The sequence below is a fragment of the Mucilaginibacter sp. PAMC 26640 genome, assembly GCA_001596135.1.
Lineage (GTDB): Bacteria > Bacteroidota > Bacteroidia > Sphingobacteriales > Sphingobacteriaceae > Mucilaginibacter.
On the sequence record CP014773.1, the window covers coordinates 1,876,393 to 1,896,408 of the forward strand.

Consider the following 20,016-nt stretch of genomic DNA (forward strand, 5'->3'; position numbering starts at 1 on the left):
TCATTATTGGTTTAATTTTTTCCTAAATACGGGCTCTGGAAATTCAATTTCTTGAGACCACTTTGCACTTCGGGTGCGCTCATGAACAGGTTCCATAACAGGCCCGAGCGGTAGTTTTCTATCATCACTATTTCCGGCCCCTGGTCAATTGCCAGGTACGATTTTCCGTACCAGCCCTTTGATTCGCTAAAGGCATCGGTAAAGCCATATTCGCCCCAGATCTTGTCGCCCAGGTCATAATAAAAATGGCGCAATGCCAGCATCGAATACTTTGGCGAGTAAGGGAATGCGGAGATGGCGGCCGTTGGCGTTATCACCCCCAAATCGTTTGTAGGCGAGTGGGCATTGTAACCCTCGTAATTATCACTTGCGGTAAGTCCCCAGCAGTTTTCACCGTAGCCTTTAAATTTCTTAGGATTGGCAACACAGTAGGCATGATTAATAAATGTATGGTTTTGATTCTGCTCCCAGTAATCAGCATATTGGTCCTTAAGCCCGGTAGGGTTTAGGCCCAGGAACGAGTACTGCGAAAAGAAAAGCGGGCCACCATAATCAAAACCTAAAGGCAACTTAAAGCCATAAAAGGTTTGGCCGTTTTTAAAGAAATCACTTTGTGCCCAGCCGCGGTGATATACATCGGTAACCGGCGCATGATTTGCAGAGCTTGCGGCAAGAATGTAGGTGATCAAACATTCGTTAAAACCACGGATAGGGAAATTCATCGACCAGCCATAGTTAGGGCTCCAGTGCCAGTACAGGTTGTCGCGGTTATCCTGTGTAAACCATTGCCAGTCCATTTCGCCCCACATCCAGCTGATCACATCGCGTATGCGGCGCTCTTTAGAATCGTTGGCAGTGAAGTATTGTTTGGCGCACAATAGCCCCTGGAACAGGTAGGCCGTCTCCACAATGTCGGCACCATCATCACGGCGGCCAAAGCGGATAGTTTTGCCCGTTTCGCCATTCAGCCAGTGTGGGAAAGCGCCATGGTAAGAATCGGCCTTGTACAGAAAATCCACAATTTTTACCATCCGGTCAACCGCTTGGGCATGCGTAACAAATTTACGGTGATCAGCGGCAATCAGCGCCATAATGCCAAAGCCCGAGCCGCCGGTGGTAACCACCTCGTTGCCATAATCGAAGGCTGCATTGCTGCGTTCACGGGCAAGGCCGCTGGCAGGGTGCCCAAAATCCCAGAAGTAACGGAAGGTTTGACGCTGAACCACATCGAGGAGTGCGCTATCGCTCAGGTTTTTGATGATGCCAACGGGTTTGATGCCGTCGGTTGGTTTCGCTTTCTTTTGGGAAAAGCCGCTCAGTACGATGAACAACAACAGAAAGGTTGATGCAAATTTTTTCATTTCGGAAGAATTTATTGAAGTATTTGGCTAAATAAAAGCCATTTTGATTTAATGAAAGAGGCTGCCTGCATAATACAGGCAGCCTCTCCAATCTACTGGCGGGTATTTATTAATAACCCGGGTTTTGTGTTAGCCTGCCTGCGCTAAGATCTATCTGCGTTTGTGGTATTGGGAACAGCGCAGCCCTATCCGTCCAGGTTTTTCCGTGAGCCGCAAAAGCAGCAGCAGCCCGGCCTGGCTGTACGGCGTTTTGCCGCACAATGTCGAAGAATCTGTCATGCTCTTCGGCAAGCTCCATACGGCGTTCGTGCCATATAGCTGTTAGGGTTGGTGCTACGGTACCTAAGCCTGCACGCTGGCGTACTAAATTTAAGTTAGTAGCGGCATCGCCCAGCTGGCCTGTTTGCAAAGCTGCTTCGGCATTGATCAATAATACATCGGCATAGCGTAAAATACGCACCTGCTTAGGTAATCTGTCTGTGTTACCACCACAGTTATCTTCTGCAGTGCGGCTATGGTAAGCTTTGTAACTGTAACGATCATTCTCCACAGAATCGCGGCTCGGGATGCGGAATCCATCGAATAAAGTGGTGCCGTTTGGCTGTATGGTTATAACCGTCGCAGCTTTTCTAACATCATTCGGTTCGTACTCATTCATTAAACTTAAAGATGGATTGTTAAAGCCAAATCCAAGATCCGACCAGCCGTATTTGCCACCGGCACGAGGGCCCTGAGACACTGTGTATAAATTTATACCCGCTGAACAGTTTTTGTTAATGCCTGCCTGGATCTCGAATATAGATTCTGAATTATTGTTACCACCATCACCGTTTACAGCTCTTTGTCTCCATATCAGCGAATAGTCTTTAACCAAAGAATAATTGCCGCTGGTAATTACAGTTTTGGATAAATCGTAGGCTTTTTGGTAATCCTTCATATAAAGGTAAACCTTCGCCTCCAGCGCCTGGGCGGCGCTCCTGTTTGCCCGGCCTACATCGGTTGCATTTTTATCCGGCAGGTTGCCTACGGCAAAATCAAGGTCGGAGATAATGAATTTATAAATATCTGCAGCGCTTGCGCGGGTTTGATATTTGTCTTCATTTGCTTCGCTGGCCAGTGGTAGCTTATCTAATAAAGGTACACCACCGTACAAGCGAACCAAATTGAAATAAAAGCAAGCTCTTAAAAATCTGGCTTCCCCAATTAACGCATTTTTTGTACCAACATCAAATTGCGCCGCATTGAGTTTATCCAGCGCCTGGTTGGCACGGGCAATACCCTGGTAGTGGCCTGTCCAAACATTGTTGACAACCCCATTGGCGGCTGATGTTGTTAAATTGTCAATTTGCATCGCGTCGCCATAATCATTGGGCGTACTGCCCTTATCGGCATCATCCGATGCGATATCTGACATGATCACAAACTGAAAGCTATCTATATCCGGATCAAACCCGCCAATATAAAACACATTATAAATGCCGGTAACTAAATTTTTTGCCTGGGCAGGGTCAGAGGCAATCTGATCTTGCGTAATTGCCCCCTGCGGATCTACCTGCAAGTAATTTTTGCAGGCACTAAATGTGCTTGCAGCAAATGCCGCACTTATAAAAAGCAATGTTGATTTTTTGCTATATATCTTTTTCATCGTTGTATCTTATTTAAATTGAACATTTACACCCAGGGCAAAAGTTCTGGTAACAGGGTAATTTGTAGCATCGATACCGGCAGCAAGTATATCCGTACTAAACAATTCCGGAGAGGAGCCGCTATACCGTTTAGCGGTAAATAAATTCTGTGAGGTTAAGTACACTCTTAGCTTAGCCATACCTATCCGTTTCGCAATATCAGCCGGCACAGTATAACCTAACGTTAAGTTGTTTAAACGAAGGAAGGCGCCAGACTCAATAAAGTAAGTGGATGGCGGCGTGCTTTGTGTAATCACATCCGGATCTGTTGATGATGGATTGGCAGTAGTATAACGGGCACTAGCGTAGCCGGCTTCAATGTTATCATTGTTGCTGCCTCTGGCATTCTTTTTACCATTATAAATTTTGTTGCCCCAATTGCCATAAAAATCAGCACTTAAATCAAGGCCGTTGTAATTAACCCCAAAATTAAATCCACCGAAGAACTTAGGCTGATAAGATCCTGCATAGATGCGGTCATTCGCATCTATCTTGTTATCGCCATTCACATCCTGGTATTTTAAGCCACCAACGTGGTTTGCTTCAAATGTATTAGCAGGCGCTGCTGCTACTTCGGCTGCTGTTTGGAAAACACCCGTAGCATTTAAAACATAATAGCTGGCAATGGGCTGCCCGTTAGCTGTGCGGGTAATGGTTTGCCCGTTGGCACCACCAGCATTAAGTGCCTGCCCGCCATTTAGGCCCAAAACCGTGTTTTTATTATAGCTGATGTTTGCGCCAATGTTGTAAGAAAATTTAGGGCTGATATTATCTCTCCATCTCAGGGCAAATTCAAAGCCCCTGTTGCGGTAAGATGCCGCATTGGTGATATAACGGTTATCAGGGTCACCCAATATGCCCGGAAGGGTTACATACGTTAAAGCGTTGTTCACTTTTTTATCGTAATAATCGGCCTCACCGCTCAAGCGATTGTTTAAAAATGCAAAGTCTAAACCGATGTCCAGCTGTTTAGTGGTTTCCCACTTTAAATTGGTGTTTTTAATATCCTGTATTACGGTACCGTTAGCTAATGTGCCATTGTTAAAATAGTAGGGCTGGTAAGGTACACCGGTTACCACAAACAGGGATGGGTCAATATTATCGTTACCCAATTCACCATAGCTTGCACGTAATTTTAACTGATCGAAGATGCCACCTTTAACAAACTCTTCTTCGGCAATATTCCAGCCTGCACCTACGGTAAAAAAGTTAGCATATTTTTCACTGAACTTAGAACTGCCATCCCGGCGAAATGATCCGCTTAGCAAATATTTGCCTGCGTAATCATAATTTACACGGCCAATAAATGATTGCCTTGTAAATAATGAGCCATTGTTACTGTTCGATGCATTCAGATCCGGGTTGCCCAGATCTAAAAACCATTGGTCCTGATTAGCCGGTACATCAATCCGGGTTCCGTTGATGTAATTAGACCGGCCCTTTTCAGTAACAATACCACCTAAAACTGTGAAATGATGCTTATCAAATGTTTTATCGTACGTCAGCGTATTATCCCACTGGTATTGGTATGAATTATCATTCTGAACAAATAAAGAGCTGTTTGTTTGGCGCTGATTACCTCCACCTACCGTAAAGGTATTGCCATCGGCATCAAACTGGTAGGAGTAATTTTTAGCATTATTGAAACGGGCATCCAGGTTAAATGCAGAATGGAAGGTAAGTGCTTTAATAGGGTTATAATCAATAGCAACATTACCGAGCACGCGGTTATTTAAGGCAAAATTATTGGTTTTGTCTAATTGTAGTAGCGGGTTGCCTACGTTACCCCATGCAGATGTATTGCCGTATTTTCCATCCAGGATAGCAGGAATAATTGGTGCTGCACGATACACGTTACCGTAAACTGCACCGATGTCTACCGCTCTTTCTGCGCCGCGGGTAAGCGACAACTGATCAGAGAAACGCAACTTGTCGGAGATTTTTACGTCGTTGTTTGCACGCAGACTAAAACGCTGAAAGTTGTTGGTTTTTATAACACCGTTTTCATAAATGTAATTTCCGCTGATGAAGTAGGTACTTTTATCCCCACCGCCAGAAACTGAAATGTTATGATTAGTTTGTAGTGCCTGTCGGGATATCGCATCGGCCCAATCGGTAGTCCCGGGAATGGTGAGCGGCGACTTATCATCCGCGGTTATCCTGCCCGGATTAGCTACGTTCAAATAGTCAACATATTGCTGCCTGTCGGCCAGTTTTATCTGGTTGGCAACCTGGCGAAAACCAACGTTGGCATCATAACTAACCACAGCAGGGCCAGCTTTACCTTTTTTAGTGGTTACGATAATTACACCGTTTGCTCCCCTCACACCATAAATAGCTGCTGATGCATCTTTCAAAACATCCAGACTAACGATGTCGGCGTTGTTTATGTTGCGGATGTCATCAGTTAAAACACCATCAACAACGTAAAGGGGATTGGCTCCTGCTAAAACCGAACCCGTACCCCTGATGCGTACTATAGGTGCAGAGTTTGGCTGCCCGGAGGAAATAATTTGCACGCCTGCAACCTTGCCCTGTAAGGCCTGGGTAGCGGTCTGTACGGGTTGTTTGGCTAATTGGTCGCCGTTTACACTGGCAACGGCTCCCGTTACATCGCGTTTACGCTGGGTGCCGTATCCTATAACAACAACCTGCGCCAATTCAGTTGAGCTACCGGCCAGCTTTACTTCAATGGTAGTTTGGCCATTTATGGCAATTTCCTGAGTGGTATATCCAATATAGGAAATTACTAAAGTGGCTGCTGATGGTGCGCTTAATGTAAAACCGCCGTTAACATCAGTTTGGGCTCCGTTTGTTGTTCCTTTTAAGCCAACTGATACACCAACAAGTGCTTCGCCGGTTTTAGCATCTGTAACTTTACCTTTAACAGCAATGTTTTGTGCGTAAGCGAAAGTTGACAGAAAAGTAAACAATAGGAATAACCCCGAGATGGTATAAATTCTCTTCATAGTGGGTAGATAATTAAGTAGTACGTAGATTTAATTGGTTTCTGTGGTTCAAAATTGCAGAGTTATTGCAGGTTAAGCAAATATTGTTCCTCTACATTAATACATCAATGCTAAAACGCTTTCTCAAATCATTTTTCAAAAATTCAGAAAATGCTGATAATTAAGAAATTGTATTGAAGTTAGTGTGTTTAGTACATACTACAAATGCGACCTGTTGTTTGTTTGCTCCGAAAGGGGCTATGAGTGGTAATGATGTAGTGTTACAGCTCCATGAGAAACTCCGTGAGGTTCTTGTCATGGTCTAGATTGAGCTTTTTGCGCAGGCGATAGCGCCTTATTTCCACCCCGCGTAAAGAGATGTTTAATAACGATGCCATTTCTTTACTGCTCATGTTCATACGCAGGTAGGCACAAAGTTTCATATCATTTGGTACAAGGTCGGGATGATCGTTTTTAAGCTTTTTGAAGAAGTTCTCGTGGGCTTCGTTAAAACTGCTTTCAAATATGTTCCAGTCTCGCTCATCGCTCATACCCTCATCAATCACTTTGTGCAATTTTTTAAGTTGCTCTTCAGGAAGTTTTTTGCCCGCGCTATCTTTAAAAGTATTGATCTCTTCGCTTATCTTTTGGAGCAATTCGTTCTTATAAACAATGTTCATGGCCGAACTGGCCAATTCGCGGTTCTTGCTGGCAAGGTCTGCCTGTAGTTGCTCGTTCTTTATGGTAACAATTTGTTGCTGGTTGGCAATGGCTTCCTGGCGGAGGAACTCTTCTTTCTCCCGTTGTAATTTTTCCTGGATCTCTGCCTGGTGGCGTTTCAATTTAAGGCGGTAGTAATACCGGCTGGCATAGTAGGCTAATATGGCCAATAAAGTATAAAACAGGAAAGCCAGGTTGCTTAGGTACCATGGCGGCAATATTTTAAAAGTTAGTGAAGTTACCGGGGAAATATGCTCATCATTGATTTTAGAACGCACTTTAAAGTGATAGGTGCCCTGGCTTAAATTGGTAAACTCACGCTGGCTTTGCGGGCTCCAGTCGCTCCATTGCCTCGAGTAACCCTCCAGGTAGTACTGAAACTTTATTTTTGATTGCCGGTAATAGGGCAGGGTATAAGCTATCCGGATGTTGTTTTGGTTATAGGGAATTTCGAGATCGTTGTTGCCTGTGCTGATATCGCTGATCACCGTTACCTTGTCTGTAATGTTTTCTACCTTGCGGATGAGTACCGAAGGGAGTTTAAATTGCGCCTGCTGCCGGGCGTCAGCATCGTTAAGGATCACGAAACCATCATCCACACTGATGAGATAGGTGAGGTTATTGATGAGGTTGATGTTCTCGTAATTCTGCACCATTTGGCCGTTAAGCATACTGAACCGGTTAGAATCGATAGTGAGTTTGCCGGGGATAGACAGATCTGCCAGGGCCACCCTGCCATGGTTAATGAACCAGTATTTTTTGCCGATTGCAGCGATAACCTTGTTGGAAGATGAGAAGCTATGCAGGCGGGTATTCAATTGTGTGTATTTGTAAAAGCGGTCGGTAATGTCATCGTAAACGTAAAAACCCGAATCTGAAGAAAACACGATGCGATTATCAAGACTGAACACGCCCACATTATAGCTATCCGGCAAACCGGAACTTTTATCGTAATATTTTTGAGAGATCACTTTCCGGGATTCGGCGCTAAGGGTTAGTTTATAAATGCCCTTATAGGCATGGCTTACCCATATTTGCCTTTTGCTATCCTGCTCCACATACCGGGAGGGTTCGCCAAAGCCTTCAACCTTATGATCAAATATCCAGTTACCGCCGGCATTTTTATGATAGATAATGAGGCCGTTGTATGTGCCCTGGATCAGCTGGTCGGCATTAAACTTTTTGAGTGTCCAACCGCCGCTAAGCGAGCTTATTTTGGTAATGGCGTCACCGTTAACCTGGAAAGTGCCGTCGTTATGCCCGCAAAGCAGTCGGCCATCCTGCAATGATAGCTCCCAAACCTGGCCCTGCGAACCGGGGATAAGCTTAAAGTCAAAAGACTGGAACAGCCGCTGTGGGCCGGAACTGAGCCAGTCGCTGTAAAATAGCCCCTGGTTGGTACCCAGGTAAATTTTGTTATTAAAAATAATGCTGGAGTAAACGGTGCCAAAGCGGCCGGTTTTATCAAAATAGAAATAGAGGGGAGAGTTAATTTCAATCCGGTCGATCCCGTTATCCAGGCCTGCCCACAAATTCTGCTCGGTATCTACATAAAGGCTTAAAACGGTGTTGTTTTGAAGCCCGCTGGATTTATTGATATGCTGCACCACATTGCCGGCAGTATCCATCATAATGATACCGTTTAAGATGGTGCCGTAAGCGATGTACTTGTTGCTTATAAGCGCGCCATTGTTTAGCTGGTAGGTTTTCAGGAATTCATTAGCCTGGTTTACCCATGGCTTTACCTGTACACCATCATAAACAAATAAACCGTTTTTTGCAGTACCGATGAGGTATTTGCCATTTTGAAAAGGCAATATTGATAGCACCCGGGCGGCCAAAATATTGCTGCCCTGTACATAGACTAATTTGTTTCCTTTCAATTCAAACAGGCCAGCATCAACCTGCTCTACAAAATACCTGCTGCCCGTTTTAAACAGAAAGAGGAAAGGTTTAGGCGCCTGTACAACCTCTACGTGGTCATTGGCATAAATATATATCGCACCGAAGGATTGAAATATAACCCTGTTTTTTTCCACATAGATCTTCCAGGTTTCTTCTTTTATAGGCTGGTGTTTTTTTGGCACCAGGCTGCTAAGCGAATGATATTTAAGAAAGCCATCCTTGTTTTCCCAATAGCCGAAATCGCCAAACCCACCGGAATAGATCTTACCCTTGCCATCTGCAGCAACCGAGCGTACAATGAGGCCATTGGGCATCCGGTTAAGCTGCCAGTATTTCCCGTCGAAGGATAGCAGTCCTTCATCATTACCAAAATACATTACGCCATGCTCATCCCGCGTAACCGACCAGTTTTGGTTACCCGACTGGTATTGTGCTTTGCTATAATTTTGCACGTAAGGCACCCCAATACTTTTAATATCAACGGCATAACTGCATGCTGATATTAGTGCGAAACAGGAAAAAAGCAAAAGCAGTTTACGCATAAGTAGAGTATAGCCCTGGGTAAGCGCTGGTTATTTTACGAAAATACAGTTTGAGATTGAATAAACAGAAAAGCTTACCTGGTTTGGTAAGCTTGCTGTATCTGTTAATTCCCTGCTAACTGGAGTCTTTCTCCCTTTTTTGCAGTATTTACCGGCTGAGGTACTTTTACATAATAACCTGTGCCATCATAAGTGCGCTTGCGCGGATGCTCTTTGCAGGCATCACAGCAGCAGCCGTCCATAGCTGTTCCGCAATCATCGCATTGGGTAAAATGTTCGTTGCACTCGGGGTTGGCACAGTTGATCATTTTAGGCGTAACCTTACCACAATTGAAGCAGGTGGAAATTACTACCGGGTTCACACTGTTCACATCAACCGAAAGGCGGTTATCAAACACGTAGCATTTACCATCAAAATCTTCTCCGCCGGTTTCTTTGCCGTATTTAATGATACCGCCGTGGAGCTGGTATACATCGGTAAAGCCTTCATGCAGTAACAGGGCCGATGCTTTTTCGCACTTGATGCCGCCGGTGCAGTAGGTGAGGATCTTTTTATCTTTGTATTGCGCCAGTTCGTTGATCATCGCCGGGAAATCCCTAAAGTTCTCGATATCCAGCGTAACCGCATTTTTAAACCGGCCCAGGTTATGCTCGTAATTTGATCGTACATCTAAAACCACCACATCGTCGCGGTCTTTCATTGCCAAAAATTCGGCAGGTTCCAGGTGTTTGCCGGTTTGTTTTTGCGGATTGATCATATTGGGATCGCGCAGGCCGGAGTGTACAATCTCTGATTTGTAGCGGCAGTGCATCTTTACAAAGGATGGCTCATCAACCACATCGATTTTAAAGTCGATGCCGGCAAAGCGCTCATCAGCATGTAAAGTATCCATATAAGTTTTGCAAGCTTCAGCCGTGCCCGAAACAGTACCGTTAAGGCCTTCTTCTGCCACAATGATCCGGCCGGTTAACGCTAAACTTTTACAGAATTTTAAATGATCGGCAGCAAATTGCTCCGCATCGGCTATTGTTGAATAACAATAGTATAGTAGTGTATTGTAAGTTGCCATAAACATCGATACCGCTGCAAACGGTGTTAAATGAGGCGCAAAGATAAGGAATTGAGCGTAAAGGAAAGAGACCAAAGCAAAAAGCATTTCGCGGCTTCATGCTTTGGTCTTATGCTATGCGCTTACCTGATACCGTAGAAGATCCTGAATCCCTGCAGGTACTTGTTGTTTCCCGCGTAAGAAACACCGTAATCTACACGGAAGATGAGGCGCTGCACCCCGACGTAGAACTCCCTGTAGTTTTTGTTGCCTTTGGTGGTTAAATAGTTTACCCCAATTAACTCTTCGAGTTTCAACTTGCGGAGCAACGGGATCTTGTTAAAGATGGAACCGGCAAAATTATGCTGGTAATGGCCCTCGAAAAATGCACCATTTGTACTGTAGGTATAAAATGGCAGGAAGTGGAAGCTGCCAATATAGGTAGGATCGAAGGTGGTACCCTGGTTACCTAAAAAGTGGTAGTAATCCATGTAGTATACCCGCTTGTTATTGAAGAAACCGCCAGCCGTTAGTTTAAATGATGAATAGCCGAACAAACCAATTCGCATGTTGTACTGGGACAGATCTGCAGAAGCGAAATCATAATTTACATCTGATCCTAACACGTTATCAAAGCCTTTACGATAATTAACCGTAAGGGTAGGATATTTGGATGGCAGGTTGAACTTACCGGTTGGCCGGGTAATATAATGCTGATCGAACGTGAATGCTAACGAAGTATTAAAAGTTAATGCCTGGTGCTCCGGAAAAAGGAAAGAGCGGTCATCTGCCGGGGTGCCTGGTGGCGCCAGCGGGTTGTTGGAAGTATATTGCGAGCTGCTTACATTAACAATATGGCCCAATGCGGTATTATACAACTGCATCCGGCTGGAGTAACTGAGGCTACCCGTCCACAATATGCCATTGGATAATTCCCGCTGATAACCGAAGCCGCCGTATTGAGAGCGGTAGTATTTAACATAGTTGTTTTTGCTTAAAATGGTGCTTAGCGTATTGAAATACAAGGAACGGGTACCCACATTGTTCAGATCCAGCACATCGCTGCCAAAGTTTGCCCACCATTTAGAGTTGTGGAATGGATCATCCTTATATTCAAACAACATATTAGCGCTGAATAACCGGTTAGAGAATCCGTATCGGATAGCCGGGGTCACTGAAAAGGAATGGAAATCATCTATGGTGCGGGTGTAGCGTACTTTAGCATTTATCCCAAATCCCTCCACCGTGTTATAGTAAAATGTTTGCAGGAATGGGAATACATAAAGCGAGTCTTTTTGATTACGGCTGCTGGCGTTGTAACCGAAAATTAAATACCCGGGATAGTTAATATTATTTTTGGTATGCTGCAGTTCATCTAAATAGGCGTCGGTTTTTTTGTACGTTGCTAAACTGTCTTTTTTGAAATAATCGCGTACTTCCTGCGTGGTTAACGGTACAGGGCGTGTGTTATCCCAATAGTTTTTAGATTTTATGTTGGCTGCGGTATCAACTTTCAGCACTTCGCCGGTAAAAAACTTATCAGGAAAGGTAGGGTTAATTTTATAATTGTTGTAGATGCCGGAGTAGTAACCGCCGAACTTAAAGCCAAGTACTGTGCCTTTAAAGTTGAAACTTACCGATAGCGGCATCCATACACTATCTGTAATAGGGATGTATTGCTGTTTTACCTGTAAGGTATCTACCAGGTTAAGGGCATTCGTTTTTTTATCGAGATAAAGATCTACGCTGTAAATTCTCCAATCGCCTTCTAAAATATACACATAACCCTGAAAGTATTGGCCATAGTTATGCTGTGGAATAACCTGGATCTTATCAATGGTCCGGCCGTTCTGTATCGTGCTGCCAATCAGCTTGTATTTGTAATGCCTAAACCCGGTTTCGCCCAATGGAGATACGTAGCCCCGGGTGCTTAAACCGTTTATGCTAAATATATTATTATAGAAATTTACCTGCAGATCTGAAGCTTTGCTATAGTCAAAGGCGGTATTAACACCCGCAGTTTTAGAGGCGATGGTTATCTCCCGCACTTTATCCGGGCTTTTAAAATTAAAATCGGAAAGTGATTCCGACTGATACAAAATCCCCCGGCCCAATGAATCTAAGTCGAGTGCTTTAGTAACCGCCTGGCTGGCCAGTGATTTTGGCGAACTCAAAAGTTTTTGTACCCCCTTAATATATACTGCGCAGGAATAGCTTGTGACTTCTTTCATGTGCTTTTCGCGGTTGGCCATAACCATACGCATAATGGTGTCGCCGGGGTCGGCATTGTATTTCCATTTGTCAGAAACTTCGCTGAGTCGGAACGCCTCTCCAATAAACTGGATATCCTTTACTTCATTATGATCACTTACCGCAATAGTAGTTGACTGCTCTGCATACCCAGGCGAACGGTAAACCACCGTGTACGTACCCGGGCTTAATTTAAACTGGTAGTAGCCTTCTTCGTTAGCAATGGTGCCGTAGGTTGAATTTCGGATATATACGGATGAAAACGGAACCGGGTCGTTTTTTGGCCCCGTTAATTTGCCCGACAAAGTAAATTGCTGAGCAGAAGCCGTGATGGCAGTAATTAAAAATAACAGGAAAGGTAAGGATCTCTTCATGAGGGATTCGTGTATAGCTTTCGATTTAAATATCTGTTTGCCTCAAAATGTTTGTTTATAGCGTTAATATATTTAAAATGGGGCATATAGGTGTTCATTTGGGGTTAATGTTTAATTTTGCAGCCTTAAAATAAGATTATGTACAAAACATTGCAGCCGGTTTTACAGCAAGAGCTGGCCGATATTGAAAACGCAGGGTTATTTAAAAGAGAAAGAATAATTACCTCGCCGCAAGGAGCAGATATTACCGTGGAGGGAGGTAAGGATGTGATCAATTTTTGTGCAAATAACTATCTGGGCTTATCGGCACACCCCAAGGTAATTGCCGCTGCAAAAAATGCTATGGATACCCATGGTTTTGGCCTTTCATCCGTGCGCTTTATTTGCGGAACGCAGGATATACACAAAGAACTGGAGCAAAAGATCTCTGAATTTTTAGGTACCGAAGACACCATTCTGTATGCTGCTGCATTTGATGCAAATGGCGGTGTTTTTGAACCGCTGTTTAACGATCAGGATGCCATTATCTCTGACGAGCTGAACCATGCCTCAATTATTGATGGGGTGCGTTTGTGCAAGGCTCAGCGCTACCGTTATAAACATGATGACATGGCCGACCTGGAAGAGAAACTTCAGGCTACACAAGGGTTGCGCCATCGCATTATTGTAACCGACGGCGCTTTCTCTATGGATGGCACCATAGCGCAGCTGGATAAAATTTGTGTGCTTGCAGAGAAATACAATGCCCTGGTAATGATAGATGAGTGCCATTGCAGTGGCTTTATGGGTAAAACCGGCCGCGGCACACATGAGCACCACAACGTGATGGGCCAGATTGATATTATAACCGGCACTTTGGGTAAGGCCCTGGGTGGTGCGTCTGGCGGATTTACATCGGGTCGTAAAGAAATTATCGATATGCTGCGCCAGCGGTCGCGACCATACTTATTCAGTAACACACTGGCCCCGGCCATTACGGGTGCATCGATAGCGGTGTTGGATATGCTGAGCGAAACCACCGATCTTCGTGATAAACTAGAAACCAATACCCAATATTTCCGTGAGCAAATGACCGCGGCAGGTTTTGATATTAAGCCGGGTGTACACCCTATTGTACCGGTAATGTTATATGATGCCAAGCTGGCGCAGGAGTTTGCAGCCAAAATGCTGGAAGAAGGTATTTATGTTATCGGTTTTTACTACCCGGTAGTACCGCAGGGTAAGGCCAGGATCCGGGTACAGATCTCAGCCGCACATGAGCGGGCGCATTTAGATAAGGCCATTGCAGCCTTTACTAAGGTTGGTAAGGATTTAGCGGTAATTAAATAAACATTAAATTAATTCCAATTAAAAAGCGCTTAACTTTATACCTGCACCGATAGAAAGGTTGGAAGACCTGGCTTAGCAGCTGAGAAACTCTGTATATCAATTATTTGCAGATACCCGAGTAGGTTAAACTAAAAAGGAATTGGGATAACGTCCACTACAAGAAACATTATAATGCAATCAAAAATAGATCAATATACCAGCGAGATCAAAGCTTTTTCTGCAGCTAAAGCAGACGAACTGGAAGCTTTCCGCATTAAATATTTGGGTACCAAGGGAATTATCAAGGACCTGTTTGAACAGTTTAAAACGGTAAGTGCTGACGAGAAGCGCACTTTTGGTAAAGTGCTTAACCAGTTTAAGCAGATGGCTGAGGCGCGTTATGAAGAAATTAAAGAATCACTTACTTCAGAAATTGCAGATCCCAAATCCGAGATTGACCTGACCTTGCCGGGTGATGGTTTTGAAGTAGGCTCTCGCCATCCGCTTTCGCTGGTACGTAACGAAATTATTGACATATTTAAACGTTTGGGCTTTGTGGTAGCAGAAGGACCGGAGATAGAAGACGACTGGCACAACTTTTCTGCCTTAAACTTCCCGGAAGAACATCCTGCCCGTGATATGCAGGATACTTTTTTTATCCGCAAAGGCGATGAAGAAAAAGGCGATATTGCTTTGCGCACCCATACTTCATCGGTACAGGTACGCATGATGGAGAATGGTAAACCACCTTTCCGCGCTATTATGCCGGGCCGGGTTTACCGTAACGAAGCCATTTCGGCACGTGCCCATTGCTTCTTCCACCAGGTGGAAGGGTTGTATGTAGATGAAAATGTATCGTTTTCGGATTTAAAACAAACGCTTTATCACTTTGTGCAGGAGCTTTATGGCGAAGGTACCAAGGTACGTTTCCGCCCTTCCTATTTCCCTTTCACCGAGCCTTCGGCCGAAATGGATATCTCCTGTACGATTTGTAAAGGAGCGGGCTGTAATATGTGTAAGTATAGCGGTTGGGTAGAGATCCTGGGCTGTGGGATGGTTGATCCGAACGTTTTGGAGAATTGCGGTATCGACAGTAACAAATTTACCGGCTTTGCTTTTGGTATGGGGATGGAAAGAATTGCCAACCTGAAATATGTCATCCGCGATCTGCGTTTGTTCTCTGAGAACGATGTTCGCTTCTTAAAACAATTCCAAACAGAGATCATCTAAATGAAGCAGGCACTTACCTTTGTTATTGTAGCTTTTATATTTCTATCCTGCGGCAAAACCGAGGGTTTGGTGCCCAGTGTGCCCGTTAACTTCCAAGCCTCTAAAACCGATCCGCGATTGGCTGCACTCAACAGCCCGGGCGGTTCGGTCATCATCTCCGGCTATGGCATTGCGGGCTTGCTGTTATACCGGCAGGCCGATGGTACCTACTCCTGCTATGACCGGTGCAGCAGCTATCAGCCCGAAAAATTGTGTGCAATAACACCTGATGCAAGTGGGTTTACCGCTACCGATCCATGCAGTGGGGCAAAATTTTCTTTATCAGATGGCAGCCCCGTTAAGGCCCCTGCCACAAAATCTCTTCGCGCTTATACCGTAAATGTCAGTAATTTTGAGATATTTGTTTCAAACTGATCCATGGAGGCCGACAAAATTAAAGATAGTATCAAGCGTGCAGCGCAGGATTTGTTTCGCAAGTTCGGTTACCATAAAACAAGTGTAAACGAAATTGCTAAGCGGGCCAAGATTGCAAAGGCTACTATTTACAAATATTTTGAGAGCAAAGAAGCCATTTTGCACGTACTGCTGATGGATTACATTAAGGCAAGCGTGGACGAATTGGTTAACACGAAGTTGCCGGAGATGGATGAAGAGGCCTATCTCAATAGCCTCATCATGAAAACCTGCCGCTTATCCTACACGGTTTGCAATGAATTTATCGGCTGGGATTTTATCCGCGAAAGTGCCAACTCGCAGGATTTCCTCAAGAACCTATCCAACGAATTGGAAGATCTGCTGGTAATGAGTTTCACCCAACTGGCCGGCATCCGCAAGCACGAAACCTATCCCCAACGCCTTCGCTTTTTAATTAAATGCAGTAAGAGCATTGTATTCAGCTTCGCGTTTACTTCTGTAAGCGATAGCGATGTTCGAAAAAACTTCGTATCCTTTCAAAAAGAGATTCTGCCTTATTTGGTGAAGGCGGCGATATTGGTGTAAATTTCATTTACGCTATTTGTACGATCCGGGCGTTTTCGCATTCGGGATCAGTTGCTAAGAGTTCTGTAATTGCCAATCTCATGTTGACGAATGATGGTCCATAAAAATATAGCGCTGTTTCCGTATTCCCCTGCCAATGCCTAAATATATCACTGCTTAAACCTGTTAAATGCTTTATTTTATCTGCCACAGCTTCAGCATCTGAATTTTTGTAAACTTCATCTGAGAGGGTTATTCCGTCTAGATAGACAGCCATACCTTCCAGCTTTCCAAATGGAATTTTTTGTCCGGAAGATTCAATGATAAGTTGCGAGCCCTTTGGCGCACCCAGTTCTTCAAGCTTAGCTATAATTTCTGATACAGCCTGCTGGTTAAATGTTTCGTCGATCACTTTAATTTCGATATCACAATATTCGTTTTCCCCACTTTCCGAAAGTAAAGTACCTCCTCCAGTTACTCGCCCATAATATTTCATTTTTAAAAACTCATCAAGCGGGTCTCCGTAAATTTCTACACGGTCAATAGGCATTATCTTGTCGTTTAGTTGGGCAACTATGTATTTATCCTCGTGACGGGAAGGCTTAAAGTATTTTTTAAGTTGGGTTTTAGTCATAATCTTAGTTTAGGAGATGTAAATATAATAGCTGGGTATCACATAAAAGAAAAATGAATAGTTGGAACTATATATAATATTTATTTACTTTGTAATTCAAAGTACTTTAATAAATATCGCTTGTCTTTCAGCAAGCGTCTATTTTTGATTATTTACTTTGAAATACAAAGAACTTTCAAAATAAAAAAAATGATAGAACAATTTCAACAAGAGCCTAAGTGGTACCAAGGGTCCATATTGGTAAAATTAGGGGTGATCACTTTATTGATCCTTTTGCTACTCATCCCGTCCTCGTGGATCCAGAATTTGATAGATGAAAGGCAGGAAAGCCAGTCGCTGATGGGGCGCGGCGTATCTGACAGCTGGTCGGGCAGCCAATTGGTTCAGGGCCCGGTACTGATATTGCCTTATAGAAAACAAGTAATTGCCCCGGCAGATTCCGGTAGGATGTCCGGCACAAAAGAAACTACCGGCTATATTTACCTGTTGCCAGAGGATGTGAAGATCAAAGCCGACTTGAAAACCCAGCAGTTTAAACAAGGTGTGTTTGACGTTACCGTTTACAATTCCAAAGTAGGGGTGGCGGGAAACTTTACACAGCCGGACCTGGCCAAACTGGGTATCGACCCAACCCGGGTAATGTTTGATAAGGCCAGGCTGTTGTTCAGTATCTCTGATTTGAAAGGCTTGAAGAATAACCCTGCGGTAAAGATCCAGGGACAAACCTACACACCAGAGCCAACGTCCGGTGAGGTAAATCCTTTTGAGAGATCGTTGCAGATTAGTTTCGTTTTGCCAACCACCGGAAGGGTCGCCTTTAATTATGAAATGGATTTGAAAGGCAGTAACGATATCAACTTCCTACATGTTGGCAAAACTACGGAGGTAAACTTTACCAGCGACTGGCAAACGCCAAAATACAACGGCCGCTACCTGCCGGATACCCGCGACAGCACAAAAAGCGGATCGGCAGCTAAATGGCATATGATGTATTATAACCGGCCGTTTCCGCAGCAATGGGCAGATAATGATAAGGTTTTGAACAACAAGAAATCTATAAAAGAAGCCAGTTTTGGTGTTCGCCTGCAGGTGCCCATTGATGAGTACCGTAAAATTATGCGTACCACTAAGTACTCCACGTTGATAATCCTGCTAACTTTCGTGGCACTGTTTTTAACGGAACTCGTCCGCAAGCAAAACATTCACCTGATTAATTATACGCTGATAGGTGCGGCTATGATCGTTTATTATATCCTGCTGCTCTCTTTCGCTGAGAAGATTGGTTACAACTATGCCTACCTGCTTTCATCAACCGCAACTATCGGGCTAATCTCCTTCTTCACGGCATCGTTGCTCAATAATAAGCCCGCTGCGGCACTGTTCGCGTTTATTTTAACCCTGTTTTACGGTTTCATCTTTATCATTATCCAGCTGGAAGAATATTCGCTTATGGTGGGGGCTATCGCCTTATTTGTGATCGTTGCCACGCTGATGTATTTTTCGAGAAAGATCGACTGGGATAATCAGTAAAAATACTACCGGCGGGTGATCCTAAACCTGCCCGCCGGTAAAAGTTTATTTAATTCAAAATACCGTTTTGGTTTTCGGTATGTTTTTGCTATGTTAGCATAATAAAAACATACCGCCATGAGCCAGGAATTAATTGATTTTTCGGAGCAGATTGATGAGCAGTTTGAAATGCCCGATATTATTATCGAAGTTTATTTTGATAAGCTGATGAGCTTTTTTCTGTAAACCAGTCTATTCAGCATGCTTTGATTTAACCGCAGCGTCCGCAGAGAAATCCCGGAGTTGCACAGCATTTTTATGGCAGTTTGCTAACGACTGCTGCTCAAGAGAGTATGTTTCATTAATAACCTTTTCTTGAATTTTCTAAGATCTCTCGCAAGCTCCATACCTTCTTTGTTTTCTTCTTGTTAAAAACACCGTAAAACCTAATTTACCTTCTTTCACCAAACAGAATTATTTAAAACATTTAACCCCAACCGCATATTATATACCTTATAAATAAATCATCAACTATGAATTCATTACTGTATATAATAGCTGTTATCCTTATTATTGGCTGGGCCGTAGGTGTGTTTTTTACCGCAGTTGGCGGACTAATCCATGTGTTATTGGTATTGGCTGTTATAGCTTTAGTACTAGGACTTATCCGCAGGCCAACAGCTGTATAATAAATAAATAGTTACAGGTAGCCTGTTTCGCCTTCACCGACCTATAATAGCTGATTCATGAAAATTCCATTCACTCCACAACTCTTGGGCGACCTGATAGAAAAAGGGTACACTTATTTGCTGGCTAACACTACTGCAGATCCCTCTATGGAAACCGCTATCACACTAAAGCCGGTTCGGCAAGAGCCATCGCTTAATCATCTGCCCGATGGTTTTGAAACGTATTATAAAATAACCCGCGAGCCAATGGTAATGGCGGCCGGTATCAGCGAAACTATCATTATGGTTGATTACGATACCATAAGCGATGAAATTACCAGTGAAGATATTTTCGACGACAGTTATTTCAGGATGAGTGAGGCCTTTTTTAAGCAGGTGCTGGAGAGCCTGGAAGATTATGCCATTATCACTACCGATAAAAATGGCGATATTAACAGCTGGAATGCCGGTGCAGAAAAAGTTTTGGGCTACACCGAAATAGAAGTGATAGGCCGGTCCGCACAGATATTCTTTACACCTGAAGATATTGCTGCAGGTGCGCCCGAAAAGGAATTAAGCGGTGCCCTTAACAATGGCCGTGCTACAGACGAGCGCTACCACATGCGGAAAGATGGTTCGCGGTTTTGGGGCAGTGGCTTAGTTTTTCCGTTGCATGATGAAAACCAACGGCATCGCGGCTTTACTAAAATAATGCGGAACCTGCGCGAACGCGAACAGGCCGAAGAAAAAGCAAGCAAGGGAGAAGTATAGGCTTCCAGGTTTGTTTTTATCAAATAGCATATTAACAAAAAGCCCCGCATTATTAATGCAGGGCTTCATTGTTTAATAGCTGAA

At 43.9% G+C, this 20,016-nt stretch carries 13 protein-coding genes; 6 read left to right on the forward strand and 7 right to left on the reverse strand.

Annotated elements, in window-relative coordinates; translation table 11 throughout:
- Positions 1-11: 11 nt before the first annotated feature.
- The 6 genes from A0256_08065 to A0256_08090 form a co-directional block, all read right to left on the reverse strand.
- Positions 12-1,361: a beta-glucosidase gene (locus A0256_08065; GenBank protein AMR31383.1), complete on the reverse strand. Its 1,350-nt coding sequence runs from the start codon at positions 1,359-1,361 to the stop codon at positions 12-14.
- Positions 1,362-1,470: 109 nt separating this feature from the next.
- Entirely contained in the window at positions 1,471-3,006 is a 1,536-nt protein-coding gene (locus tag A0256_08070; protein ID AMR31384.1) for a carbohydrate-binding protein SusD, read from the reverse strand.
- A gap of 9 nt (positions 3,007-3,015) precedes the next feature.
- Entirely contained in the window at positions 3,016-6,015 is a 3,000-nt protein-coding gene (locus tag A0256_08075) for a SusC/RagA family TonB-linked outer membrane protein (protein AMR31385.1), read from the reverse strand.
- Between the two features lie 260 nt (positions 6,016-6,275).
- Positions 6,276-9,161: a transcriptional regulator gene (locus A0256_08080; protein AMR31386.1), complete on the reverse strand. Its 2,886-nt coding sequence runs from the start codon at positions 9,159-9,161 to the stop codon at positions 6,276-6,278.
- Positions 9,162-9,265: 104 nt separating this feature from the next.
- Positions 9,266-10,231: a hypothetical protein gene (locus A0256_08085; protein AMR34475.1), complete on the reverse strand. Its 966-nt coding sequence runs from the start codon at positions 10,229-10,231 to the stop codon at positions 9,266-9,268.
- A 122-nt stretch (positions 10,232-10,353) separates the two neighbouring features.
- Entirely contained in the window at positions 10,354-12,834 is a 2,481-nt protein-coding gene (locus A0256_08090; GenBank protein AMR31387.1) for a hypothetical protein, read from the reverse strand.
- Between the two features lie 138 nt (positions 12,835-12,972).
- Here A0256_08090 and A0256_08095 point away from each other — a divergent pair, with 138 nt between their 5' ends.
- The 4 genes from A0256_08095 to A0256_08110 all read left to right on the forward strand — a co-directional run bounded on the left by A0256_08095 (position 12,973) and on the right by A0256_08110 (position 16,371).
- Complete coding sequence (locus A0256_08095) at positions 12,973-14,163, forward strand: glycine C-acetyltransferase (protein ID AMR31388.1); 1,191 nt, start codon at positions 12,973-12,975, stop codon at positions 14,161-14,163.
- 168 nt (positions 14,164-14,331) lie between these two features.
- Entirely contained in the window at positions 14,332-15,372 is a 1,041-nt protein-coding gene (locus A0256_08100) for a phenylalanine--tRNA ligase subunit alpha (GenBank protein ID AMR31389.1), read from the forward strand.
- On the forward strand, positions 15,373-15,786 hold the full coding sequence (locus A0256_08105) for a hypothetical protein (protein ID AMR31390.1): 414 nt from the start codon (positions 15,373-15,375) through the stop codon (positions 15,784-15,786). It abuts the gene before it with no gap.
- A gap of 3 nt (positions 15,787-15,789) precedes the next feature.
- Entirely contained in the window at positions 15,790-16,371 is a 582-nt protein-coding gene (locus A0256_08110) for a TetR family transcriptional regulator (GenBank protein AMR31391.1), read from the forward strand.
- Between the two features lie 7 nt (positions 16,372-16,378).
- Here A0256_08110 and A0256_08115 read toward each other — a convergent pair whose 3' ends face one another.
- Positions 16,379-16,984 (reverse strand): hypothetical protein, encoded by a 606-nt coding sequence (locus A0256_08115; GenBank protein ID AMR31392.1) that lies wholly within the window; start codon positions 16,982-16,984, stop codon positions 16,379-16,381.
- Between the two features lie 189 nt (positions 16,985-17,173).
- On the opposite strand from A0256_08115, the gene A0256_08120 reads away from it, so the two are divergent.
- Positions 17,174-18,514, forward strand: coding sequence for a hypothetical protein (locus A0256_08120; GenBank protein AMR31393.1), 1,341 nt, complete (start codon positions 17,174-17,176; stop codon positions 18,512-18,514).
- Positions 18,515-19,239: 725 nt separating this feature from the next.
- A complete protein-coding gene (locus tag A0256_08125; GenBank protein AMR31394.1) occupies positions 19,240-19,932 on the forward strand; it encodes a hypothetical protein in 693 nt (230 codons plus the stop codon).
- Positions 19,933-20,016: the final 84 nt, after the last annotated feature.